Raw genomic sequence first — 22,258 nt, forward strand, 5'->3', positions numbered from 1 at the left:
CGAGACCCGCTCGCCGACTTCGTAAACAGCTCCTAGTGCTGGGCCTCGATGACATGGTCGAGCGCGCCGGCAGCAGGGGCCGTCGCGAAGGTCTGCACGTGGTCGATGGCTGCCTGCAGGGCGTCCTTCAGCGGGCCGATGTCGCGGGCGACCTGGGCGAGGAGCATGCCGCCCTGGAAGGCGGAGAGCAGGAGATGGGCCAGTCGGGTGGGATCGGCCTCGATGCTGATGCGGCCGAGCCGCTGCATCCGTTCGAGTCCGTCACGGAAGATGTCCCTCCACTGCTCGAACGCGTTCGCGAGTTCCGTGCGAACGTCGAGGTCGGTCTTGATGATCTCGCTGGCGAGCGAGCCGAGGCTGCAGCCTTCCTGGTAGGAGCGTTCGTAGGCGATGTAGAAGCCTGCCCAGTCCCGAAGCGAGTCGAGGCTGTCGAAGTGGGTGAACCGCTCACTGCGATGGAACGTGAGGACGCGCTCGGCCTGCCACTCGACGACCGCGAGGACCAGGCTCTCCTTGGTTGGGAAGTAGTGGTTGAGCTGGGACCCGCTGACGCCGGCCGCGCGACGGAGCTGCTCGTTGTTCGTCGCGTGGACGCCCTTGGTGTAGATCAGCTCCGCGGCGTGCTCGAGGATGCGGGCTCGGGTCGCCCGCCCCTTGTCCGTCAGCTTCTGCGGCACCCGAGCCTGCGTAGTGGCGTCCATGACCCGCACGATAACCCGGATTGGGCTTGACAGCCCACAACTGCGCCGTGTTCACTGTCGCCAGTGGGCTAGCAAGCCCAAAAAGCCGGCGCACCGAGCCGGCGCCCATGAGATATGGAGGCACCCATGAAGGCGATCGTCGCGATGGATCAGGCCGCGGAAGCGGCCGGGATCACGCTCGCGGAGCGGCCCGAGCCGACGCCGGCGATCAACGACGTCGTCGTCGAGGTCCACGCGTCGGGCTTCGTTCCCGCGGAGTGGGAGTGGCCCTCGACGTGGGCCGATCGCTCCGGTCACGATCGCGTCCCGGCGATCATCGGCCACGAGTTCGCCGGCGTGGTCTCCTCCCTCGGCTACGGAACGACGGGACTCTCGCTGGGGCAGCGGGTGTTCGGGATCACGGACTGGCACCGCGACGGAACGCTGGCCGAGTACGCGGCGGTGGAGGCACGCAACCTTGCGCCGCTGCCGGGGAACGTCGACTTCACGGTGGCTGCGAGCCTGCCGATCTCCGGCCTGACCGCGTGGCAGGGCCTGTTCCAGCACGGTCGTCTCCAGGCGGGGCAGAGCGTCCTGGCACACGGCGCCGCCGGCGCGGTCGGATCCGTGGTGACCCAGCTCGCCCGGGAGTTCGGCGCCTACGTCATCGGTACCGGTCGGGCGGCGGACCGCCGGGCGGCGCTCGACTTCGGCGCGAACGAGTTCCTCGACCTCGACCACGAGGATCTCGACGACATCGGCCGGGTCGACCTGGTCTTCGATGTCATCGGCGGGGAGATCCAAAGGCGCTCGGCGGGCATCGTCCGCCCCGGCGGGACGCTGGTGTCGGTGGTCGGACCTGTCGAGGCTCGCCCCGTCGACGCCTTGGCGGTCGACTTCGTCGTCGAGTCCGTTCCGGGTCAGCTGGTGGAGATCGTCGAGCGGGTGCGAGACGGGCGCCTTCGCCCGCACGTCGGAACCGTCGCGACCCTCGACGAGGCCATCCCCGCCCTCAACCCGACCGAGCGGCGCAAGGGCAAGACCGTCATTCGCGTACGTCCCTGAGCACCCTGGAACAGGCCAACAGCGCCGTCTGAGGGTGAAGAGGCGATTGCCCGAACGATCGCGGCGATGCCGGCGCCGACCACGGGCTGACCCCCATGATGCTCGACGACCTGAGGTGCTGCTCGTCGCGCCCTCGGGTAGGGAGGGGTCAGCGTGGGTGGCCCGTGACATGTTGACCCCCCGCGGGGTGGATCGGCACGTGGTCCCGGCCGAGCCTCGTCGCGGAGTGCCGGAGGAGCCCGTTTGAACGCCGACGAGTGGAGCGAGATCCAGAGCTCCGTAAGCTCCGGGCGGGCACCGGCTGGTCACCGTGATCGGCGTCGGCGGGGTCGGCAAGACCCGGCTCGCCACCCAGGCCGCGGTGGAGCTGCGCCGGGCCTTCGCCGACGGCGTCCGGGTCGTCGAGCTGGCCTCGCTGCGCAATCCGGCGCTGCTGCCGCAGGCCGTGTCCGACGGGCTCGGGATCGCGCACCGCGACCAGCCCGACCGGTCCGCCGTCGACGCGCTCGTGGAGCACGTGCGCACCCGGCAAATGCTGATCGTGATGGACAACTGCAAGCACGTGCTGGAGGCGGCGGCGCGGTTCGTCGACGAGGTCCTGCGCGCCACCTCGCGGGTCCACTTCCTCACCACCAGCCGCGAGGTCCTCAACCTGCCGGGGGAGCGGATCACCGTCCTGAACCCGCAGTCCACGGCGGGCGAGCGGACCCCGGCGATCGCCCTGTTCGAGAGCCGGGCCCGCGACGTCCTGCCCGGCTTCACGGTCGACGACACCAACCGCGACGCGGTGCGGCGGGTGTGCGAGCGGCTCGACGGCCTGCCGCCGGCGATCGAGCCGGCCTGCGCGCGGCTGCGGGTCCTGTCCGTCCACGAGCTCGCCGAGCGCCTGTCGGACGGCGTCGACCTGCTGTTGACCCGCGGTCGCGGCGGCGCGGAACGGCACCAGAGCCTGCAGGCGGCGATGGCCTGGAGCCACCGTGTTCGCGATGTCCCGCGGCTCGGCCTGCGTCCTGTTCCTGGCCTCGGACGAGTCCCGCTTCATGACCGCACACGAGCTGTCGCCGGACGCCGGGGTCACGGAGTACTGATCACAGGGCCAAGCTCGCGTCCCTGGCCAAGATCTACTCGGGCGGGGCGCCGATCCCGCCGAGCACCGTGCAGGCCTTCCGGGACAGAGTGCGCTCGTCGCCGCAGTCGCCGCCCGACCCTGCGCCCCGGTCCCGCTCGAGGACCGGGCCGAGGGGTTCGCCGGCGGGACGAGCAGCTCGTGGCGCAAGGGCCGCGCTGCGCCCCGACCGATGACCCGTGCGTGTCAGTCACTGATGGGCTGAGGCCACCTCGGCGAGGTCGTCGAGGGCGCGGAGGGTCCCGTCCTGAGGAAGGGTGTCGAGTTCGAGGGTGATCTCGTCGACTCCGGCGTCGGCGTACCCGCGCAGCGAGTCGGGGTCGGTCCCGGCGGCGAACACGGTGAAGGGCACGTCGTGGCGCCCCTGCTCACCCAGCCAGTTCCGAACCTCCACGATGCGCTCAGGTGGGGTGTGAGCGCGGGGCAGCCACGCGTCGCCGAGGTCGGCGAGGCGTCGAAGTGCCGCCGGGCTCTCCCCGCCGAGGTAGATCGGTGGGTGGGGCTGCTGGACGGGTTTCGGCCAGGAGTAGATCGGGTCGAAGTCGACGTGCGCGCCGTGGAACTCGGCCTGGTCGGTGGTCCAGATCTCCTTGAGCGCCTGGAGCTGCTCGTCCATCAGGGCGCCGCGCGTGGCGGGGTCCGTGCCGTGGTTGCGCATCTCCTCGCGGTTCCACCCGACTCCTACCCCGAAGGCGGTCCTGCCCTGCGAGACGAGGTCGAGGCTGGCGACCTGCTTGGCGGTGTGGATGACGTCGCGTTGGGGGAGCAGGGCGATCCCGGTTCCGAGGACCAGGCGCGAGGTCACGGCGGCGGCCGCGGTCAGGGCCACGAAGGGGTCCAGGGTGCGGTAGTACTTCCGGGGAAGGTCGCCGCCTCCGGGATAGGGCGAGTCGCGACTGGCCGGGATGTGCGAGTGCTCGGCGATGAACAGTGAGCTGAACCCGCGCTCCTCGAGGGCGCGCCCGAGTGCGTCGGGCCTGATGCCCTCGTCGGTGAGGAAGGTGGCGATCCCGAACTTCATCCCTCCGTCCTACTCCTGCGCGCCGAGTGCGGGGATCCGGGCCCTGTCACCCAGCGCTCGTCCAGTCCCGCACCCACGGTCGATCCGCCGCCGCGGCACACGGGTCCACGGTCAGGTGGTCGAGCAGGGGCGGACCACGACTCGCAGCGGCTGCAGGAGAGGTGAGGGACCCGTCGCTGTGGTCGCCGGGCGTACTCCTCGTCCGTGATGTGCTCGAGCCAGGTGAGCTGCATGTCAGTCCTTGCTGAGCAGTTCTTTGGCGAGGGTCAGGGCCGACACTGCGCGCGGCCAGCCGGCGTAGAAGGCGACGTGGGTGATGGCCTCCACGATCTCGGCCTCGGTCAGCCCGTTCTGCAGTCCCATCGGGATGTGGGCCTCGAGCTGCTCGATGTTGCCTGCGGAGACGAGGCTGGTGATCGTGGTCAGGCTGCGGTCGCGGCGGGAGAGCTCGGGCCGGGACCAGACCTGTCCGAACAGGATGTCGTCGGTGAGCGAGACGAAGGTGGGGGCGGGGCCGCCGAGCATCTGCTGCATCGGCGAGGCCCCGCCGCCGTTCGTGGGGCCGGCTTCCACGACCTCGCGGAACGGACCCGGTGCAGAGTGCAGCCGCCGGAGCCGGTCGGCCAGCGCCGTGGGGGAGTGACCGCGATGCCCTCGTCGGTCAGGGTGTCGTGCAGCATCCGGGCGTGGTGTCGAAGGACTTCTACCCGGACTGGGGGCGCTTCGCCGAGATGTGCGTGGCGATCATGCGGGTGGACGCGGGGCGGGACCCGCACGATCGCGGGCTGCAGGACCTGGTGGGGGAGCTCTCGACCCGCAGCGAGACCGTCCGCAGGCTCTGGGGTGCGCACGACGTGCGCACACACGGCGCGGGGACCAAGCGCTTCCACCATCCGCAGGTGGGGGAGCTGGTCCTGGCCTACGAGGAGCTGGCGGTGACCGCGGAGCCGGGCACCGTGCTGATGGTCTACACCGCCGAGCCCGGCTCGCCGTCCGCCGAACGCCTGCGGCTGCTCGGCTCGCTCGCGGTGAGCGCGCCCTGATGGCGCGGGTTCTGATCACCGGCTCGACGGACGGGCTCGGCCGCGCCACGGCCGAGGACCTGTCGGCACGTGGTCACGAGGTCGTCGTCCACGCGCGCAACGCCGACCGGCTGCCCGCGCTCGACGACCTGGCCCGCGGCGGCGCCTCCACTGTGGTCGGCGACCTCGTGGACCCCGGCGAGACCCGGAAGCTGGCCGAGCAGGTCAACGCGCTGGGCCCGATGGACGTGGTGATCCACAACGCGGGGGTGATGACGGGCCCGGTACTGCCGGTCAACGTCGTGGCGCCCTACCTGCTGACGTGTCTGCTCGACCGGCCGCAGCGATCGGTGTTCCTCAGCAGCGGTATGCACACCGGCGGACGGGCGACCCTCGCGGGCCTGGACTGGACGGGGCGACGGCGAACCGCGAGCTACTCGGACAGCAAGTTCCTGCTCACAGCTCTCGGCCTGGCCGTGGCGCGCGCGCTACCGGACGTCCAGTGCCAGATCGTCGACCCGGGCTGGGTCCGCACCCGCATGGGTGGGCGGGGCGCTCCCGGGGACCTGGAGAGCGGGATCCGCACCCAGGTCCGGCTCGCCACCGAGCCCGACATCGGCGAGACCGGCGGTTACTGGTACCACGAGCGCCGCATGTCACCCGACCCGCGCACCGAGGACCGGGCGCTGCAGGAGGCGCTGGTCGAGGCCCTCGCGAGACACACCGGGCTGCCTCTCTAGGCGGGTTCGGCCTCCCGCTGCTCACCTGCGGGCGGCCCGGGCGTGACGCGTGCACTGTCCGCGCCACGTTCCGCGCCACGGCCGGGCTACGCCTCCTGCAGCTCGGCCAGGATCCGCTGCCGCAGCCGGTACTTCTCGACCTTGTTCGTCGGCGTCCGCGGGATGTCGTCCACGATCCGGACGTGCCGGGGGCGCATGTACTTCGGCATGGTCTCGACCGCGAAGGCCTCCACCTCGTCGGCGGTGAGCACGGCGCCGTCCGTGGGCACGACGAAGGCCACGATGTCGTCCTCGTCCCCCTCGCCGCTCGGGATGGGGAACGCGGCGCTCATCTGGATCACCGGGTGCTGGTTGAGCATGTCCTCGACCTGGAACGACGACAGGTTCTCGCCGCGCACCCGGATCCGGTCGCCGAGGCGGTCGACGAAGTAGAACAGCCCGTCCTCGCCCAGGAGCGCGGCGTCGCCGGTGTGGAACCAGAGGTTGCGGGTCGCGGCGACCGTGGCCTCCGGCTTGTTCAGGTAGGACTCCAGCAGCAGCCCCGGCACCTTGGGCCGGACGGCGAGGTGGCCCGGCTCCTCCGGCGCGCACTCCTCGTCCCGCTCGTTGCGGACCGTGACGTCGAAGAACGGGCTCGGCCGCCCCATCAGCCCCTTCCGGGTCGCCTGCCCGGCCTGCAGCACCGGCACACCCTTCCGGAACGCCACCGCCGCCATCTCCTCGTGGGAGTGGCCGCGGTACAGGTCGGGCGGAGTGCCCTCGCCCTCCGCGGTCTCCTCGATCAGCACACACAGCGGCGCACCGGCCTCGGTCTGCCCGAACCCGGCCGCCACGTGGTCGATCCCGAACCGACGGGAGAACTCGTCGTGCTGCAGCGGCAACGGCTGCATGTACGCCTTGTTCAACGTGTTGCGCCGATCGTCGGCGGTGGCGGGTGCCTTGGACAGCCAGGGGATCATGACGTCCAGCAGGATCGCCGAGGTCGCCCCGCGGGAGGCGACACGCTCCCAGAACCGGGTGGGGCTGAACCGGTTCCACACGGCGACCTCGGCGCCCTGCCAGAGCGCGCGGCCGAAGTTCGCCAGCGCCCCGCCGACGTGGTACATCGGCAGGTCGTTGTAGACGACGTCCTCCTCGGACAGCGTCATCCGCAGCCCCCAGGTGTACTGCGCCATCCAGCGGAAGGGCTGCAGCACGCCCTTCGACGGCCCGGTGGTCCCGGAGGTGTAGAAGACGTTGGCCGGGTCGTCGAAGGCGAGGGCGATCTGCGGCGCCGCGGCGTCGGCCACGAGATCACCCCAGCTCACGGGCCGGAAGGCCGGGTGCAGGTCGGGGGCGGGCGCGTGGTCGTGCGCCGTCGGCGGCGGGGCGTAGACGGCGACGGCCGGCGGCTGCTCGAGCACGTCCGCGACGGCGTTGAGCGCCGGGAGCAGCGCCGGATCGGTCAGGATCAACACCGGCCTGGTGTCGTTCAGCTGGTAGGACAGCAGCCGCCCGGTGTAGGAGAAGTTGACCGGCGCGTACACCGCGCCGGCCTTCCAGCAGCCGACCATCATCAGCGCGGTGATCATCGGGTTGAGGCTGAAGACCGACACCCGATCGCCCCTGGCCACGCCCGAGCCGGCGAGGTTGCCGGCGATCGCGTCCGTCCGGCGGTCGAACTCGGCGTAGGTGAACGAGACGTCGTCCTCGCCGTAGTAGAGGAAGGTGCGATCTCCGGTGGTCCGGGCCCAGTGCCGGAGCCGGTCGGTGATCAGCTCGTCCTCGGCCCGCAGCCGGGCGGTGAGCTCGTGCTCCGATGTCGCTGCCATGCGGGATCTCCTCAGGGGCGCGTGCCGAAGGCGGGGCGGCCGAGCTGCTCGGGCAGCAGGCGGTAGGCGTCGCGCACCCACTCGCACAGCACGGCCCGGCTCTCGCGGGGGTCGATCAGGTCCTGCACGCCGAACCGCTCGACGGTCCGGAAGGGCGAGGCCAGCGCCTCCAGCTCGCGCTCGATCCGGGCGATCTCCGCCGCCCGGTCCGGGGCGTCCTCCAGCTGCGCGCGGAAGGCCGCCTCGACGCCGCCCTTCGCGGGCAGCGAGCCCCAGGTGGCGGACGGCCAGGCCCACGTCCGGTTCGGCCGGTGCCGGTTGACGATCCCCGCCCCGCCGACGCCGAACACCCGCCGCACGATGATCTCGGCCTGCGGCACCCTCGCCTGGTAGACGGCGGCGATCGCCCGCACCCCGAAGCGGATGGTGGCCTTGCGTTCCGCGCCCGAGCCGATCGAGGCCCCGCCCTGGTCGGTGAGGCTGACCAGCGGGAGGTGGAACGTCTCGCAGAGGTCGACGAGCCGGGTGATCGCCTGCGCGCCCTCCGCGGAGATCGTCACGCCGCGGGTCGGATCGGTGGCGATCACGCCGACCGGGTGGCCGTCGAGCCGGGCGAGCGCGGTGACCGTCGCGCCGCCGTACTCGGCGTAGCGGAAGACCGTGCCCTGGTCGAAGACGGCCTCGAGCAGGGCGTCCACGTCGTAGGGCTCGCGGGGGTTGCGGGGCACTGCCCGCACCAGGCTCTCCTCCGCGCGGTCCGGCGAGTCCTCGCCGGGCACGACCGGGGGCACCTCGAACACGCTCTGCGGCAGATAGGAGAGGAAGCCGCGGATCACGCCGAAGGCCTCCGCCTCGCTGCGGACGAACCGCTCGATCAGCCCGTTGCGGCGGTGCACCTCCGCGCCGCCCAGCTGCTCCTTGGTGAGGTCCTCGCCGGAGCTGCCCTTCACCACCGGCGGCCCGGCGGTGAAGACCTGCCCGATGCCCTCGACCATCAGCGCGAGGTGGGACATGGCCAGCCGCGCGGCGCCGAGCCCGACGGTGGGGCCGAGGCACGCGGACACGACCGGGACCAGCGAGAGGTTCTCGACGACGGCGTCCCACCCGGGGTTGACGGGCAGGTAGTGGTAGCCGTTGCGCTGCGCGGTGACGACGCTCCCGCCGCCGCTCGCCCCGTCGAGCAGCCGGACGATCGGCAGCCGCATCGCGCCTGCGTACTCCTCGGTGAAGACCTGCTTCTGCCAGATCGCGGCGTCTCCGGAGCTGCCGCGGATGGTGAAGTCGTCCGCCCCGACGACGGCGCGGCGCCCGTCGATCCGGGCCGTGCCGGACACGAAGTTGACCGGCAGCAGCGAGATCAGCTCGTTGTCCTCGGAGTACGTGGCGAAGCCGGTGAGCGGGGCGATCTCGGAGAAGGAACCCTTGTCCACCAGCGCGTCGATGCGCTCGCGCACGGTCAGTCGACCCGTCTCGTGCTGCCGTGCGACCTTCGCCGGGCCGCCCATCTCGCGGCCGAGGGCGCGGCGGGTGTGGACCTCCTCGGCCTCGCGCTCCCAGCCCTCGTCGACCGCGGGGAGGTCCGCGGTGACCTCGCCGTCGTCCGACGTCGAGGGCTCCAGCACGAGCAGCGGCGCGCCTTCCTCGACGACCGCCCCGACCTCGGCCAGCAGCGGCCCGACGGCGCCCGCGGTCTCGGCGCGGACCGTGAACTCCATCTTCATCGCCTCGAGCACCAGCAGGGGCTCGCCGCGGCGCACCCGCGCACCGGGCTGCACCGCGTACTCGACGACGACCCCGTCCATCGGCGCCGTGATCCCGTCGGCGGGCACGACCGCGGCCCTCGGTGCCGCCTCCGCGACGGTGGGGAAGCGGACCGGCAGGTCGGTGTTTCGCAGCTCGGCGAGGTGCGCGGTCACGAACCCGGTGTCCGACGGGCCGGCGGTGAAGTCCGGATGGGTCAGTACCGCGCGGAGGAACGGGATCGTCGTGGTGAGCCCCTCGATCCGGAACTCGGCCAGCGCGGCGTCCACGCGCCGGGCCGCGTCCGCGAACGAGGCGCCCCGGGCGATCACCTTGGCCAGCAACGAGTCGAACCGCGGACTGGTCCGCAGGCCGGCGTAGCCGTAGGTGTCCACCCGCACGTGCGGGCCGGCGGGCGGGTCGAAGGCGGTGAGCAGGCCCGCCCGGGGGCGCGGCGTGCCGTCCTCGTCGAGCTCCTCGGTGTTGACCCGGGCCTGGATCGCGAACCCCCGCGGATGTCCGTCGACGTCCAGGGGCGCACCCTGCGCGAGCCGGATCTGGGTCTCGACGAGGTCGACGCCGGTGACCTCCTCGGTCACGGTGTGCTCGACCTGGAGCCTCGGGTTGAGCTCGAGGAACCACACGTCGTCGCCGTGCACGAGGAACTCGACGGTGCCCAGGCTCTCGTAGCCGACGTGCTCGCCGATCGCCACGGCCGCGTCGAGGAGCCGCTGCCGGACGGCGTCGTCCAGGAACGGCGCGGGGGCGATCTCGATCAGCTTCTGATGGCGGCGCTGGATCGAGCAGTCCCGCTCCCCGAGGTGCCGGACCTGCGTGCCGTCCCCGACGATCTGCACCTCGATGTGCCGCGCCGCCCCGACCAGCTTCTCGACGTACAGCTCCCCGGACCCGAACGCCTGCTCGGCCTCGGAGCGGCAGCGGGCGTAGGCGTCGGCGAGGTCGTCGACGCCGGTCACGGCCCGCATCCCGCGGCCACCCCCACCGGCGAGCGCCTTGAGCATCACGGCGCCGTGCTCGGCGAGAAAGGCCGCGGCCTCGTCGAGCGAGGTGGGCCCGAGGGTGCCGGGCAGGATCGGGACGCCGGCCTCCTGGGCCGTCGCACGGGCGCGGACCTTGTCGCCGAACAGGTCCAGCAGCTCGGGCCGTGGGCCGACGAACGTCAGGCCGTTGTCCGCGCACCGCCGGGCGAAGGCGGCGTTCTCGCTGAGGAAGCCGTAGCCGGGGTGCACGAACCGGGCTCCCGCACGGATGGCCACCTCGAGGAGCGCGTCGTGGTCCAGGTAGGCGGCCACGCCCGAGCCGGGCAGCTCGTGCGCCTCGTCCGCCAGGGTGACGTGCGGGGCGTCGGCGTCCTCGGTCGCGAACACGGCGACCGTTCGCAGGCCCAGCTCGCGGGTGGCCCGGACGAGGCGGACGGCGATCTCGCCCCGGTTGGCGACGAGCAGGGTCACGGGACCTCCAGTCATGCGGTGATGCTGCGCAACAGGTGCGCGACGAGGCGGTCGACGATCTGGAACTCGTCGAGCCCGCCGTCCGGCCGATACCAGACCGCCGGGCCGAAACAGGCCCTGATCAGGGTGAACGCGGTCAGCTTCACGTCGTCGACCACGAGGCTTCCCTCGGCCACACCCTCGCGCAGCAGCGTCTCGAGCAGCCGCTCGTAGCGGCGCTCGATGGTCCGGACCTCGTCGAGGTACCGCTGGTCCAGGCCGTGCAGCACCGGCAGGAGGATCACGTGCTTGGCGAGCGGATCGAACGCCGCCGCCGCGAGGTCCCGCAGGGCGGCCTCGATGCGCACGCGCGCGCTCCCGGGTCGCTGCACGATCTCGGTGAGCCGGTCGACCGCCGCGCCCGAGGTGGCCCGGCGGGTCTCCACGACCAGCTCCTGCTTGCTGCGGAACTGGTAGTAGAGGACGCCCTTGCTCACGCCCATCTGCGCGGCGATGTCCTCCATCGTCGCGGCCTCGTAACCCTTGCGGGCGAACACCTCCGCCGCGGCCGCGAGGATCCGCCTGCGCTGCGCCTCGCGCTGTTCGGGATCGCGGACGGCGCTGCCCCGCAGGCCGATCTCGGCCATCGGCCCTCCCGCCGCGTCGTCGCCCCCCGACTTCGACCCGTCGGTTTATACCGAAGCGTATGGCGAGGGCCCCCGTAGGTCAACGCCGCTCGGGCGCTCCCACGACCCGCCGGGCACGAGACCGCTACAGCGCGAGACCGCCGTCGACGACGAGTTCGGCGCCCGTCATGAAGGGGCAGTCCTTGGAGGCGAGGAACAGCACGGCGCGCGCGATCTCCTCGGCCGTGCCGCGGCGGCCGAGCGGGGTCGCCGCGGTCACGGCGTCGATCTGCTCGCCGGGCATGACGTCGATCATCGTCGTGCTGATGAAGCCCGGGGCGACGGAGTTGACCCGGACGCCGTGCGGGCCCAGCTCGACGGCGGCGCACTTGGTCATACCGCGCACCGCCCACTTGGTGGTGGAGTAGCCGATCTGGTTGGCGTAGCCGCGGTGCCCGCCGATCGACGAGACGTTGACGATCGAGCCGGTGCCGGCCCGCTTCATCCCTCCGGCGACCGCCCGCATCCCGAGGAACACTCCGAGCTGGTTGACGCGGTAGTGCTTCTCGAAGTTCTCGACGCTGGTCTCGCTGATGTCGGGGCCGGGGTCGAGGATGCCGGCGTTGTTGACGAGCAGGGTGATCTCGCCGAGCTCCTCCCGGACCCGGTTCAGGAGCCCGGTCCACGACTGCTCGGAGCTCACGTCGTGGGGTAGGTAGCAATGCGCGCCGCCGAGCTCGTCGGCCAGTGCGCGCCCGTGCTTCTCGGAGCCGCCGGCGATCACCACGGAGGCGCCGGCTCCGGCCAGCGCGGCGACGACGGCGGCGCCGATGCCACGGCTTCCTCCGGTGACGACGGCGACCTCGCCGGTGAGGTCGGTCGCCCGGGCGGCCCCGAGGGTGGTGGTCTCGGTGGTCATGGTCGTTCCTCCCAGGGTGTCAGGGTGTCGAGCCAGCTCGCGAGCGCCGCGGTGACCGCCTCGGGTCGTTCCTCGGTGACGAGGTGGCCTGCGTCGGGGATCGGCACGAAAGTCGAGTTCGGCAGCCGCTCGTGCATCGCGTGGGCGTGTTCGACGGCGATCCCGTTGTCGCCCTCGCCGTGGAGGACCAGCGTCGGGACGCTGATGCCGGCCAGGTCCGGCAGGCGGTCCGGCTTGTCGATCCACGAGCGGTACTCGCCGTACAACGACCGCGCCGGGCGGCCGCGCCACTTCGCCGTCCAGCGCTCCACCAGATCGGTGGGTGCCTGCTCCCCGAAGATGACCGGGGTGAAGGCCTCGACGACGGATTCCGGGATCGGCCCGTCGACGTCCAGAGGCTCGAGCAGGGCGCCGAAGGTCGTGCGCTCCTCGTCGGTGTACGCCGCGGCCTGGGTGGCCATCAGAACCAGCCCGGCGATCCGCTCGGGACGGCGGAGCGCGAGCTCGACGGCCATGAACCCGCCGACCGACATGCCGAGCAGCACGAACCGCTCCACCCCCGCGGCGTCGGCCACGGCGAGGCAGTCGTCGACGAGGTCGTCGAGCGAGCGCTCGGTCCCGTAGCGGCTGGTGCCGGCGCGACTGGTGTAGGCGATGGTGCGGTACCGGTCGGACAGCGCCGCGGTCTGCGGCGCGAACATGGTGCGGTCGAGCAGCGTGCCGTGGCTGAAGAGGACCGGTGGCCCCTGACCGAGGTCGGCCACGTCCGATCCGGGCAGGATCGTCGCCGGTGTCGTCCGTGGGGTCATGCCGACGCCTCCTGCCCGACGCCCGGCGTCGCCGTCGACGCCGGGGTGGGGCTCTCCCCGGCCTCGTCGGCGAACACCTGTTCCAGGGTCTTGCCGGTGACGCGCGGGCCCAGTGTCCGGATCACCAGGGCCCCGACGGCGAGGAGGACCGCCATCGCGACGAAGACGCCGCCGAAGCCGACGGTGCCGAACGCGAATCCGATCGCGACGGGCGCGGCGAGGGCGCCGACGTTGCCCGCAGTGGAGACGAGCCCGGCGCCGGTGGCGCGCACGGCTGTCGGGTACACCTCCGAGGAGTAGGGGAAGAAGATCCCCGAGATGCAGGTGATGCAGACCGACAGCGCCATGCCGAGGAACAGCAGCGCGACGCTGTCGCGGGGGACCAGGGCGAGGGCGACGGAGGCGACGGTCGCCACCGAGAAGAACGTCACCAGCAGGGTGCGTCGCTCGAACCGGTCGCTGACCGCCAGCGCGGTGAGATAGCCGATGGGTTGGGCGACGAACAGCAGGAAGCTGTAGAGGGAGGCGATGCCGGGCGCGACCCCGATCTCGAGGAACAGCGACGGCATCCAGGTGAAGAAGCCGAAGAAGGCGAACAGGAACACGAACGACGAGATCCAGGTCGCCGTGGTGACCCGGGCGAGCCCGTTGCGCCACACCTCGAGCGGGGAGGTGGACACCCGCGGGGCGGCCGGGACGACGGCGGTGACGGGCACCGGCGGAAGCGCCGTGGCGCCGGTGGCGGCGAGAACCCTCGCCTCGAGCCGGGTGACCACGGCGTCGGCCTCGGCGGTGCGGCCCCGGCTGAGCAGCCAGCGCGGTGACTCCGGCAGCGAACGCCGCCACCAGAGCAGGACGAGGACCGGGAGCCCGCAGAGCACCGAGGTGATCCGCCAGCCGTCGTCCAGCGGGACGACGAAGGACCCGAGCAGGGCGGCCACGACGTTGCCGAGGGAGAAGAACAGGGTGACGCCGCTGACGAAGCGGCCGCGGTTGCGCCCGGTGGCGAACTCGGAGATGTACGGCGAGACGATCGCCGCCTCGGCGCCGCCGCCGAGGCCGGCGACGATCCGCGCGACGATCAGGAACGCCAGCCCGTCGGCGAAGGCGAGGGAGACGGAGGCGGCGCAGAACAGCAGCAGCGCGTGGAGCATCACGCTCTTGCGGCCCAGCCGGTCGCCGAACAGCCCGGCGAGGACGGCACCGACGATCATCCCGATCGGCGCGGCGCCGCCGATCAGGCCGATCTCGCCGTTCGACAGGCCGAACTCGACCTTCAGGTACGGCAGCATGAAGCCGATGATCACGATGTCGAGCGCCTGGAACAGGTGCCCGAGGCCGCCCGCGAGCAGGATCCCGTACTGCGGGCGGGCCATCGGGAGGCGTTCGAGACGGGCGAGGATCTGCGGATCGGGCAGGGTGGTGGGCGGGGGAGTGGCGTCGACCATGTCGACCTCCGTCGGTCGAGGGTGGACGTGCGGGTGGGATGCAGGTGTCTCAGGCGGGGCCGGCGATGCGGCTGGTCCGCGCCTGGTCGGCGTTCGTCTCGTGCGCGGCCGGGCCGCCGGCGGCGTGGGCAGGGTGGGTGTCGTCGGTGAGGGAGCGGCCGGCGGTCTCCGGCAGCACCTTCGCCAGGACGAGACCGATGGCGAGTGCGATCGCGGCCAGGTAGAGGGCCGGGGCGAGCGGGCTGCCCGTGCTCGCGGCGAGCGCCGCGGCGACCAGGGGGGCGGTGCCGGCGATGGGGCCGGCCCCGAGGCTGAACGCGACCGCGGCCCCGCTGGAACGGGTGCGGGCCGGGAAGAGCTCGACCAGCACGATGGACGACATCACGTTCAGCCCGGCCTGCGGGACGGCGAACAGGCACATGCCGAGGAACGCCGCCCAGGGTGAACCCGATCCGACGAGCAGCAGCACCGGCACCGCGAGCACGGCGTGCGCGAGCGCGGCGCCGACGTAGACCGGCCTGCGGCCGATCCGGTCCGACAGCCGCCCCGCGAGCGGGCACAGCACGACGTAGACCAGCAGCGCCGCGGAGCTGACGAGCAGTGCGGTTCGCCGGGAGCCCCCGACCGACATCGCGTTGGCGAAGTAGGTCGCGAGGTAGTAGAAGCCGACGCCGGTGACCGCCGCGCAGGCGAAGGCGATGAGCAGGGTCCGCCGCTCGGTGCGCAGGGTGTCGCGCAACGGGCTGCCGGAGACGCCGTCCTGGGCCTGCAGCTGCTGGTAGACGGGGGTCTCCTCGAGCCGCAGCCGCAGGTAGAGCCCGGTGAGGCCGAGCGGAGCAGCCAGCAGGAAGGGCAGCCGCCAGCCCCAGGACTGCATCTGTGCCGGATCGAGCGTCGACTCCAGGAGCAGCACGAGCACCGTGCCGGCCACGATCGCCAGGCCGCCGGAGGCGGAGATCAGCGCAGCGCGCGCGCCGCGTCGGCCGGGCGGGGCGTACTCCGCGAGGAAGGCCGAGGCGCCCGTCCACTCGCCGCCCGCGGACAGGCCCTGCACACAGCGGAGCAGGACGAGCAGCAGGGGCGCCCAGAACCCGATCGTGGCGTAGGACGGGAGGACGGCGATGAGGGTGGTCGCCACGCTGATGCCGAGGACGGCGGCGGACAGCGCGACCCGGCGGCCGTACCGGTCGCCGACCGAGCCGAGCACCGCGCCGCCGAGCGGGCGGAACACGTAGGCGACGCCGAACACCGCCAGGGAGGCGAGCAGCGAGACGACGGAGTCGGTGGCGGGGAAGAAGACCCGGCCGAGGGTGACGGCGACCGCCCCGTAGACGGCGAAGTCGAACCATTCGGTGAAGTTCCCGATCAGCGTCGCGGTCACGACCCTGCGCGGCATGGCGGAACTCATGGTGAGGCTCCGGAGGTGTGGTGGGCGGTGGGCGGTGCCGGTGGACGGAGAGGGGTCGGCTACCGGCTGGGGACCACGAGGGGTGCCGTCTCGCTGCCGTGAGCCGGCGTCCAGTTCGGGATCGGGGTGAAGTAGTGCAGGTCGAAGACACGCTCGGTCAGGCCCCATCGGCCGTCGCGGCGTTCGAACCGGTCGCGGTAGACGCCTCCCACCTGGGTCGGTCCGAGCTCGACGTTGGTGACCAGGCAGTCGAGCGCCGAGACCGCGGTCGCTGTGTCCCCGTCGGTACCCAGGTCGACCACGACGTTGCTCATCCAGTGGTGCATGCGCGGGCTCTGGGACCAGAGCAGGTGCGCGGCCTCCACGATCCCGTCGACGCCGGCGAAGTCGCCGAAGGGCTCGCCGAGGCGCAGCTCGGCGCCGTCGTGCCAGATCGAGCGCAACAGGTCCACGTCCTGGCTGTCGAAGGCGTGGGCGTACTCGGCGATCAGGCGGTGGACCGCGAGGGTGCTCTCGAGCCGGTCGAGGCGGAGGTTCGTGTCGGTCACGGGCTCGTCCTCACTTCGAGTAGTCGATGATGCCGCGGATGATCTTCCCGTCGCGCAGGTCCTGGTAGCCGTCGTTGATCTCGTCGAGGGTGTAGCGGCGGGTGATCAGCTCGTCGAGCTTGAGCTGCCCGGCGTCGTAGAGGCGCAGCATCCGGACGATGTCGTACTGCGGGTTCGACGAGCCGAAGAGCGTGCCCTTGATCGTCTTCTGGTTGAAGACCATGTCCGAGCCCGAGACGTGCACGGTGAGGTTGGCGGGGTTGGCGACGCCGGTGACGACGACGGTGCTGCCCTTGCCGATGACGGCGAACGCGTCCGTGATGACCTCCTCGGTCATCACCCCGACGACGCAGATGGCCTGGTCCGCGCCCTCGCCCCAGGTGAGCTCCCTGACCGCCTCGGCGGCCTCGGCCGCGGTGGCGAAGACGTGGGTGGCGCCGAACTCCTGAGCGGCCTCGCGCTTGAACGCGACCGGGTCGACGCAGATCACGTACTTCGCGCCGGCGTGCGCGGCGCCCTGGACGGCGTTCATGCCGACCCCGCCGAGGCCGTAGACCACCACGGTGTCGCCGGGCTTCACCCCGCCGGCGTTGACCGCGCTGCCCCAGCCGGTGGGGACCCCGCAGCCGACGAGGACGGCCTTGTCCAGCGGGAGCCAGTCGTCGACCTTGACGCAGGACAGCTCGGAGACGGTGGCGTACTCGGAGAAGGCGCCGAGCATGCAGAAGGCTCCGATGTCGCCGAGCTCGGGGTCGTGCATGCGGAAGGTGCCGTCGGGCATGGAGCCCTCGAGGATGGTGGCGCCCTGGTTGCACAGGTTCTGGCGGCCGGTGGAGCAGTAGCGGCAGATCCCGCAGGAGGGGATGAAGCTGCACACCACGTGGTCGCCCGGCTGCACCTTGGTCACGCCGGGGCCGACCTGCTCGACGACGCCCGCGGCCTCGTGGCCGCCGACGATCGGGAAGCGGACGACGTTGTCGCCGTCGACCATGTGCAGGTCGGAATGGCAGAGCCCCGCCGCGGTCATCTTCAGCAGGACCTCGCCCGCCTGCGGCGCGTCGAGCTCGATCTCGCGGACGTCGAACGGGGTGTGGTAGCCGGTCAGGACGGCGGCGCGTGTCTTCACGGGTGTCTCCTTGTGCAGGGTGATCGGCTCTGGTCAGCCGTGGAAGGTCCAGACGGACTTCGTCTCGAGGTAGCCCTCGAGGCTGTCGGGTCCCAGGTCGCGCCCGTAGCCGGACTGTCGGTAGCCGCCGAACGGGGCCGCCGGGTCGGTGAGGCCCCAGCCGTTGACGTAGACCGTCCCGGCCCGCAAGGCCTTGGTGGCGCGGTGCGCGAGGTTCACGTCCCGTGTCCAGACGCCCGCGGCGAGGCCGTACTCGCTGTCGTCGGCGCGGCGCAGCACCTCGTCGGTGTCGTCGAACGGCAGCACGGTCAGGACCGGGCCGAAGATCTCCTCGGTGGCGCAGGCCATGTCGTCGCGGGCGTCGGAGATGATGGTGGCCGGGTGGAAGAACCCGTCCGCGGGCACGTCCGGCCCGACGTGGACGGTCGCGCCCTGCTCGCCGGCCAGGGTCACGTGCCGCGCGACCTTCGTCTGCTGCGCGGCGTTGACCAGGGGGCCGAGCTCGGTGCCCTCGTTCAGGCCGTGTCCCGGCCGCAGGCGGTCGGCGATCGCGTGCAGCCGCTCCACGACCTGGTCGTGCACGGAGCGGTGGACGTAGAGCCGCGAGGGGGCGCTGCAGGTCTGGCCGGAGTGCCAGAAGATGCCCCCGGCCGAGCCCTCCACGGCCGCGTCGAGGTCGGCGTCGGCGAAGATGATGTTCGCGCTCTTGCCGCCGAGCTCCAGCGTCACCCGCGTGACTTGGTCGGCCGCGCGGCGGGCGATCTCCTTGCCCACCGCGGTCGAGCCGGTGAAGGTGATCTTGTCGACGCCGGGGTGGTCGACCAGGGCCCGGCCCGCCTCCTGCCCGCGGCCCGGCACGACGTTGAGGACGCCCGCGGGCAGGCCCGCCTCGACGGCCAGCTCCGCCAGCCACAGCGCGGAGTGCGGGGTCTCCTCCGACGGCTTCAGCACGACGGTGCAGCCCGCGGCCAGGGCGGGCGCGAGCTTCCAGCCGCACAGCAGCAGCGGGAAGTTCCAGGCCGTGATGGCACCGACCACGCCGACGGGGTCCTTCTCGGTGGCGATGTGGATGCCCGGGTGCGAGGTCGGCACCGTCGAACCGACGATCTTGGTGGGCCAGCCGGCGAAGTAGTGGAAGCAGCGGGCGGCGAAGTCGACGTCGATGCCGCGGGCGGCACCGCGGACCTTGCCGGCGTCGAGCACCTCGAGCTCGGCGAACTCGTCCGCGTGCTCCAGGATGGCGTCGCCGATGCGGTGCAGGACCTTGCCGCGCTCGATCGGCGTCATGGTCCGCCACTCCGACGCCGGGTCGAACGCCCGCCGCGCGGCCTGGACCGCGCGGTCGACGTCCGCCGCGTCGCCGCAGGCGGCGGTGCCGATCCGGTGGCCGTCGGCCGGGTCGAGTACGGGGAGGGTCCGTCCGCTCAGGGCCGGTAGGGCCTGCCCGTCCACGAACACGTGGGGCGGCAGGTCCAGCCTCGAGGCCACGGCGGGGGAGAGGGTGCGGGTGTCGACGCTCAGGGTCATCAGTGACTCCTTCTCGATAATTGATACATTCGCACACGGTGGCGGTGAGCACAACCATCGGCCCACATGTTCCACTCTGAGCTGGGATTTTCTCGGCGGCGCCCGCGTACGGGCACGCGCTGGCGGGTGCAACAAGCACCATCCCACCTTGCAAGGATTGTATCAAGGATCTAATCTCGGAGCAGAGGCGGGAGCCCACTGCTCCCGCCGAACGTCCCTGGAGGCGTCGATGCCCCCCACGCACACCACGCACACCACGAACACCACGAACACCACGAACACCACGGATGCCCCGGCTCCTGCGGGGGCCCGGCCCTTCCGCGAGGGCCTGGTCTCGCTGAAGCCGCCGCGTCTGCTCGGATCCCGTTGTGGCGCGTGTGCCACCACGACCTTCCCGCCCCGTCAGTTCTGTCCGGCCTGCCGGGCGGTGGACGGACTGGAGCGGACCGCGCTCGACACCCGCGGGCGGATCCACTCGTTCACCGTCGTCCGGCAGGCACCGCCCGGGGTGGCGGTGCCCTACATCCTGGCCTGGGTCGACGTCCCGGCCGATCAGGTCCGGCTGATGTCCACCGTGGTGGGCGTGGAGCCGGAGGCGGTCGAGCTCGGGCTGCCGGTCGAGCTGGAGCTCACCCCGTTCGCCACCGGCGACGACGGCGCCGAGCTGCTGGGCTTCCGGTTCCGCGCCAGCACGACGGGGGCGACCGCATGAACCTCGCGCCCGCCCATGTCGCCGGCGCCGGGATGGTCCGGTTCGGCAAGTACCCGGCCGACGTCACGCTCGAGCGTCTGGCCGTCGGGGCGGCCCGCGCCGCCCTGGCCGACGCCGGAGCCGACCTCGGACAGGTCGACGCGCTCTCCGTCGGCCACGTGTTCGGCGGACCGGTGGCCGGGCAGCGGGTCGCCGCCCAGCTCGGGCTGGACGGCAGGCCGGTGTCCAACCACGAGAACTACTGCGCCAGCGGCGCCACCGCGGTCCGCGAGGCCTGGGTCGCCCTGGCCGCCGGGCTGCACGACGTCGTCCTGGTGATCGGCGTGGAGAAGATGACCGACCGGATCTCCGGCGGCGTCCGCCCGGACCCGGGTGATCTCGACGCCGCGGTCGGCTACGTCATGGCCGCGGGGCACGCGATGAGCGCCCGCCGCTACATGGCCGACCACGGCGCCACGCGGGAGCAGATCGCCGCGGTGGCGGTGAAGAACCACGCGCACTCGGTGCACAACCCGTTCGCGCAGTACCAGAAGCCGATCGCGCTGGAGCAGGTCCTCGGGGCGCGGCAGATCGCCGAGCCACTGGGTCTGCTGGACTGCAGCCCGATCTCGGACGGCGCCGCGGCAGTGGTGCTGTGCAGCCCTGCGGGTCTGCGCCGGCTGGGGCTCTCCGGTCCGGTTCCCCGTGTGCTGGGCGTCGGGCTGGTCAGCGGCGCCGTGCAGACCGGGCTCGGTGATCTCAACGCCGAGGACGTCTCCCGTCGGGCCGGCGAGGAGGCGTGGAAGCTCTCGGGGATCGGCCCGGACGAGATCGACCTCGTCGAGATGCACGACTGCTTCACCATCGCCGAGATCGTGCGCATGGAGGGCCTCGGGCTGGTCCCGCACGGACAGGGCGCCGCGTGGGCGGCCGACGGGCACACCGCCCTCGGCGGGCGGCTGCCGGTCAACCCCTCCGGCGGCCTGCTCTCGCGCGGCCACCCCGTCGGCGCCACCGGGGCCGCGCAGGTGTGCGAGCTGACGTGGCAGCTGCGGGGAACCGCGGGCGGGCGGCAGGTCGAGGGCGCCCGCACCGCTCTGGCCTACTGCAAGGGCGGCACCGTCAACGGCACGGACGGCGGCTCGGTCACCACGGTGGTGATGGCGCGATGACGGCGTCCACTCCGGTACGGGCGGTGCACGTCGTGGGCGGCGGCGAGCCGACCGCACTGGTCGAGCGGGCCCTCGAGAGCGTGGAGGCCGCCGCACCCGCGGTCTGCGTCGTCGCGCGCGTGCCCGGTCGTGCTCCGCTGGCCGAGCTGACCGACGCACGCCTGGCCGACGAGGTCGGTGGCGCGCTCGAGGAGGTGCTCGCCGCGGTCCGGAGCGAGCTCGGCCACCTGCGGCCCGGGGGCCGCCTGGTGTTCGTCCTGCCCGCACCGCCCCTCATGGCGGTCAACGGGGGCGCCGCGGCCTCCGCGGTGACCAACGGCGTGCTGTCCATGGCCCGCACCTTGTCCCTCGAGCTCGCCCGCGACAGCGTCACCGTCAACGTCGTGGCCGTGGAGGCCGACGCGGGCGACGACCCCGACCGGGTCGCTCGGGCGCCGCTGTCCGCCCAGCTGTCGGCCCTGCTCGGCCCGGGCGGCGAGCGGATCACCGGGCAGGAGATCTACCTGACCGCAGGCTCCGACCTGGGGAGGCTGCGCCCATGACCGCGCCCGTGACCGCGCCCGTGAGCACCCCGACCCTCACCGGCAGGGTCGCCCTGGTCACCGGGGGAGCGGGTGGCATCGGCCGGGCGATCTGCGCCACCCTCGCGGCCCGGGGTGCGACGGTCGTGGTCGCCGACCTCGACCTGGACGCCGTGTCGGCCGCCGCGATCGGCATCGCGGCGGAGCAGCCGGGCGAGGCGCACCCGCTCGTCCTGGACGTCACCGACCCCCGATCCCGGACCGCGGCCGTCGAGTTCGGCGCGGACCTCGGCGGGGTGGACCTGCTGGTCAACTGCGCCGGCGTGTTGCGCGACGCGCGGATCGGGAAGCTCGAGCCCGGCCTGTTCCGGCGCCTGCTGGAGATCAACCTGCTGGGACCGCTGGCCCTGACCCGCCTCGCGGCACCCGGTATGGCCGAACGGGGCCGCGGAGCGATCGTGAACCTCGCCTCCCGCGCCTGGCTCGGCACGTTCGGGTCCACCGCCTACTCCACGGCCAAGGGCGGGCTGGTCGGCGCAACGAGGTCGCTCGCCCTCGAGCTCGGCCCCGCCCGGATCACCGTCAACGCCGTGGCCCCCGGGTTCGTCGAGACCCCGATGACCGACGGGCTGCCGCCGGACATCCGCCGCCGCACGCTCGACGCCATACCCGTCGGTCGCGCCGGGCGCCCCGACGACGTCGCCGCTGCCGTCGCGTACCTCGCCGAGGCCCCCTACGTCACCGGGCAGGTCCTCGTCGTGTGCGGGGGGCGCAGCATCGGCGACCCGTACGCCGCATGAGGAGACA

Annotated in this window: 20 protein-coding genes and 1 pseudogene; 8 read left to right on the forward strand and 13 right to left on the reverse strand. The window is 72.5% G+C overall.

Annotation, left to right across the window (positions count from 1 at the left end; all coding sequences use genetic code 11):
* Positions 1–32: 32 nt before the first annotated feature.
* Positions 33–701 (reverse strand): TetR/AcrR family transcriptional regulator, encoded by a 669-nt coding sequence (locus tag ACFQH9_RS27330; RefSeq protein ID WP_379570454.1) that lies wholly within the window; start codon positions 699–701, stop codon positions 33–35.
* Positions 702–827: 126 nt separating this feature from the next.
* Between ACFQH9_RS27330 and ACFQH9_RS27335 the strand changes: the two genes are divergently transcribed.
* Positions 828–1,745: an NADP-dependent oxidoreductase gene (locus ACFQH9_RS27335; protein WP_379570456.1), complete on the forward strand. Its 918-nt coding sequence runs from the start codon at positions 828–830 to the stop codon at positions 1,743–1,745.
* 310 nt (positions 1,746–2,055) lie between these two features.
* A pseudogene (locus ACFQH9_RS32285) lies at positions 2,056–2,337 on the forward strand (hypothetical protein); the annotation flags it as partial.
* A gap of 724 nt (positions 2,338–3,061) precedes the next feature.
* Here ACFQH9_RS32285 and ACFQH9_RS27345 read toward each other — a convergent pair.
* Together ACFQH9_RS27345 and ACFQH9_RS27350 are read right to left on the reverse strand one after the other, a co-directional pair.
* Positions 3,062–3,892: an LLM class F420-dependent oxidoreductase gene (locus ACFQH9_RS27345; RefSeq protein ID WP_379570458.1), complete on the reverse strand. Its 831-nt coding sequence runs from the start codon at positions 3,890–3,892 to the stop codon at positions 3,062–3,064.
* Positions 3,893–4,126: 234 nt separating this feature from the next.
* Positions 4,127–4,465, reverse strand: a complete 339-nt coding sequence (locus ACFQH9_RS27350; protein ID WP_379570460.1) for a carboxymuconolactone decarboxylase family protein — start codon at positions 4,463–4,465, stop codon at positions 4,127–4,129.
* Positions 4,466–4,578: 113 nt separating this feature from the next.
* Here ACFQH9_RS27350 and ACFQH9_RS27355 point away from each other — a divergent pair, with 113 nt between their 5' ends.
* A complete protein-coding gene (locus ACFQH9_RS27355) occupies positions 4,579–4,935 on the forward strand; it encodes an MmyB family transcriptional regulator (protein ID WP_379570462.1) in 357 nt (118 codons plus the stop codon).
* Positions 4,935–5,654, forward strand: coding sequence for an SDR family NAD(P)-dependent oxidoreductase (locus ACFQH9_RS27360; protein ID WP_379570464.1), 720 nt, complete (start codon positions 4,935–4,937; stop codon positions 5,652–5,654). Before ACFQH9_RS27355 ends, ACFQH9_RS27360 begins: the two co-directional genes overlap by 1 nt.
* Positions 5,655–5,740: 86 nt before the next feature.
* Here the strand turns inward: ACFQH9_RS27360 and ACFQH9_RS27365 are convergent, their stop codons facing one another.
* The 10 genes from ACFQH9_RS27365 to ACFQH9_RS27410 form a co-directional block, all read right to left on the reverse strand.
* On the reverse strand, positions 5,741–7,465 hold the full coding sequence (locus ACFQH9_RS27365) for an AMP-binding protein (protein ID WP_379570466.1): 1,725 nt from the start codon (positions 7,463–7,465) through the stop codon (positions 5,741–5,743).
* Positions 7,466–7,476: 11 nt separating this feature from the next.
* Complete coding sequence (locus tag ACFQH9_RS27370; protein ID WP_379570468.1) at positions 7,477–10,692, reverse strand: carboxyl transferase domain-containing protein; 3,216 nt, start codon at positions 10,690–10,692, stop codon at positions 7,477–7,479.
* Positions 10,689–11,303 (reverse strand): TetR/AcrR family transcriptional regulator, encoded by a 615-nt coding sequence (locus ACFQH9_RS27375; protein ID WP_379570470.1) that lies wholly within the window; start codon positions 11,301–11,303, stop codon positions 10,689–10,691. Before ACFQH9_RS27375 ends, ACFQH9_RS27370 begins: the two co-directional genes overlap by 4 nt.
* Positions 11,304–11,427: 124 nt before the next feature.
* On the reverse strand, positions 11,428–12,201 hold the full coding sequence (locus ACFQH9_RS27380) for an SDR family NAD(P)-dependent oxidoreductase (RefSeq protein ID WP_379570472.1): 774 nt from the start codon (positions 12,199–12,201) through the stop codon (positions 11,428–11,430).
* Entirely contained in the window at positions 12,198–13,010 is an 813-nt protein-coding gene (locus tag ACFQH9_RS27385; protein WP_379570474.1) for an alpha/beta fold hydrolase, read from the reverse strand. Before ACFQH9_RS27385 ends, ACFQH9_RS27380 begins: the two co-directional genes overlap by 4 nt.
* Positions 13,007–14,458, reverse strand: a complete 1,452-nt coding sequence (locus ACFQH9_RS27390; RefSeq protein WP_379570476.1) for an MFS transporter — start codon at positions 14,456–14,458, stop codon at positions 13,007–13,009. Before ACFQH9_RS27390 ends, ACFQH9_RS27385 begins: the two co-directional genes overlap by 4 nt.
* 49 nt (positions 14,459–14,507) lie before the next feature.
* The gene (locus ACFQH9_RS27395; RefSeq protein WP_379570478.1) at positions 14,508–15,866 is read right to left on the reverse strand and encodes an MFS transporter; all 1,359 of its coding nucleotides are present in this window, start codon (positions 15,864–15,866) and stop codon (positions 14,508–14,510) included.
* 59 nt (positions 15,867–15,925) lie between these two features.
* Complete coding sequence (locus ACFQH9_RS27400; protein WP_379570480.1) at positions 15,926–16,414, reverse strand: nuclear transport factor 2 family protein; 489 nt, start codon at positions 16,412–16,414, stop codon at positions 15,926–15,928.
* Positions 16,415–16,424: 10 nt separating this feature from the next.
* A complete protein-coding gene (locus tag ACFQH9_RS27405; protein WP_379570482.1) occupies positions 16,425–17,540 on the reverse strand; it encodes an NDMA-dependent alcohol dehydrogenase in 1,116 nt (371 codons plus the stop codon).
* Positions 17,541–17,573: 33 nt separating this feature from the next.
* Complete coding sequence (locus ACFQH9_RS27410; protein WP_379570484.1) at positions 17,574–19,067, reverse strand: aldehyde dehydrogenase family protein; 1,494 nt, start codon at positions 19,065–19,067, stop codon at positions 17,574–17,576.
* Between the two features lie 229 nt (positions 19,068–19,296).
* Between ACFQH9_RS27410 and ACFQH9_RS27415 the strand changes: the two genes are divergently transcribed.
* Genes ACFQH9_RS27415 through ACFQH9_RS27430 form a run of 4 tightly spaced genes read left to right on the forward strand, consistent with a single transcriptional unit; the run spans position 19,297 to position 22,251 of the window.
* Positions 19,297–19,779 carry a Zn-ribbon domain-containing OB-fold protein gene (locus ACFQH9_RS27415; RefSeq protein WP_379570486.1) on the forward strand — a complete coding sequence of 161 codons (483 nt, stop codon included), beginning with the start codon at positions 19,297–19,299 and terminating at the stop codon, positions 19,777–19,779.
* Positions 19,776–20,930 (forward strand): thiolase family protein, encoded by a 1,155-nt coding sequence (locus ACFQH9_RS27420; protein WP_379570488.1) that lies wholly within the window; start codon positions 19,776–19,778, stop codon positions 20,928–20,930. The genes ACFQH9_RS27415 and ACFQH9_RS27420 overlap by 4 nt, the downstream gene beginning before the upstream one ends.
* Positions 20,927–21,472 (forward strand): Rossmann-fold NAD(P)-binding domain-containing protein, encoded by a 546-nt coding sequence (locus ACFQH9_RS27425; protein WP_379570490.1) that lies wholly within the window; start codon positions 20,927–20,929, stop codon positions 21,470–21,472. The genes ACFQH9_RS27420 and ACFQH9_RS27425 overlap by 4 nt, the downstream gene beginning before the upstream one ends.
* The gene (locus ACFQH9_RS27430; protein WP_379570492.1) at positions 21,469–22,251 is read left to right on the forward strand and encodes an SDR family NAD(P)-dependent oxidoreductase; all 783 of its coding nucleotides are present in this window, start codon (positions 21,469–21,471) and stop codon (positions 22,249–22,251) included. Before ACFQH9_RS27425 ends, ACFQH9_RS27430 begins: the two co-directional genes overlap by 4 nt.
* The last annotated feature ends 7 nt before the right edge of the window (positions 22,252–22,258 follow it).

Source organism: Pseudonocardia lutea (assembly GCF_042658055.1).
GTDB lineage: Bacteria > Actinomycetota > Actinomycetes > Mycobacteriales > Pseudonocardiaceae > Pseudonocardia > Pseudonocardia lutea.

What these genes read in the sequence shown, in the direction of transcription:
- ACFQH9_RS27345 (WP_379570458.1), bottom strand. Translation starts at nt 3,892, where the DNA reads ATGAAGTTCGGGATCGCCACCTTCCTCACCGACGAGGGCATCAGGCCC.
- ACFQH9_RS27365 (WP_379570466.1), bottom strand. Translation starts at nt 7,465, where the DNA reads ATGGCAGCGACATCGGAGCACGAGCTCACCGCCCGGCTGCGGGCCGAG.
- ACFQH9_RS27415 (WP_379570486.1), top strand. Translation starts at nt 19,297, where the DNA reads ATGCCCCCCACGCACACCACGCACACCACGAACACCACGAACACCACG.
- ACFQH9_RS27375 (WP_379570470.1), bottom strand. Translation starts at nt 11,303, where the DNA reads ATGGCCGAGATCGGCCTGCGGGGCAGCGCCGTCCGCGATCCCGAACAG.
- ACFQH9_RS27390 (WP_379570476.1), bottom strand. Translation starts at nt 14,458, where the DNA reads ATGGTCGACGCCACTCCCCCGCCCACCACCCTGCCCGATCCGCAGATC.
- ACFQH9_RS27430 (WP_379570492.1), top strand. Translation starts at nt 21,469, where the DNA reads ATGACCGCGCCCGTGACCGCGCCCGTGAGCACCCCGACCCTCACCGGC.
- ACFQH9_RS27380 (WP_379570472.1), bottom strand. Translation starts at nt 12,201, where the DNA reads ATGACCACCGAGACCACCACCCTCGGGGCCGCCCGGGCGACCGACCTC.
- ACFQH9_RS27395 (WP_379570478.1), bottom strand. Translation starts at nt 15,866, where the DNA reads ATGAGTTCCGCCATGCCGCGCAGGGTCGTGACCGCGACGCTGATCGGG.
- ACFQH9_RS27360 (WP_379570464.1), top strand. Translation starts at nt 4,935, where the DNA reads ATGGCGCGGGTTCTGATCACCGGCTCGACGGACGGGCTCGGCCGCGCC.
- ACFQH9_RS27385 (WP_379570474.1), bottom strand. Translation starts at nt 13,010, where the DNA reads ATGACCCCACGGACGACACCGGCGACGATCCTGCCCGGATCGGACGTG.
- ACFQH9_RS27425 (WP_379570490.1), top strand. Translation starts at nt 20,927, where the DNA reads ATGACGGCGTCCACTCCGGTACGGGCGGTGCACGTCGTGGGCGGCGGC.
- ACFQH9_RS27410 (WP_379570484.1), bottom strand. Translation starts at nt 19,067, where the DNA reads ATGACCCTGAGCGTCGACACCCGCACCCTCTCCCCCGCCGTGGCCTCG.
- ACFQH9_RS27330 (WP_379570454.1), bottom strand. Translation starts at nt 701, where the DNA reads ATGGACGCCACTACGCAGGCTCGGGTGCCGCAGAAGCTGACGGACAAG.
- ACFQH9_RS27420 (WP_379570488.1), top strand. Translation starts at nt 19,776, where the DNA reads ATGAACCTCGCGCCCGCCCATGTCGCCGGCGCCGGGATGGTCCGGTTC.
- ACFQH9_RS27335 (WP_379570456.1), top strand. Translation starts at nt 828, where the DNA reads ATGAAGGCGATCGTCGCGATGGATCAGGCCGCGGAAGCGGCCGGGATC.
- ACFQH9_RS27370 (WP_379570468.1), bottom strand. Translation starts at nt 10,692, where the DNA reads ATGACTGGAGGTCCCGTGACCCTGCTCGTCGCCAACCGGGGCGAGATC.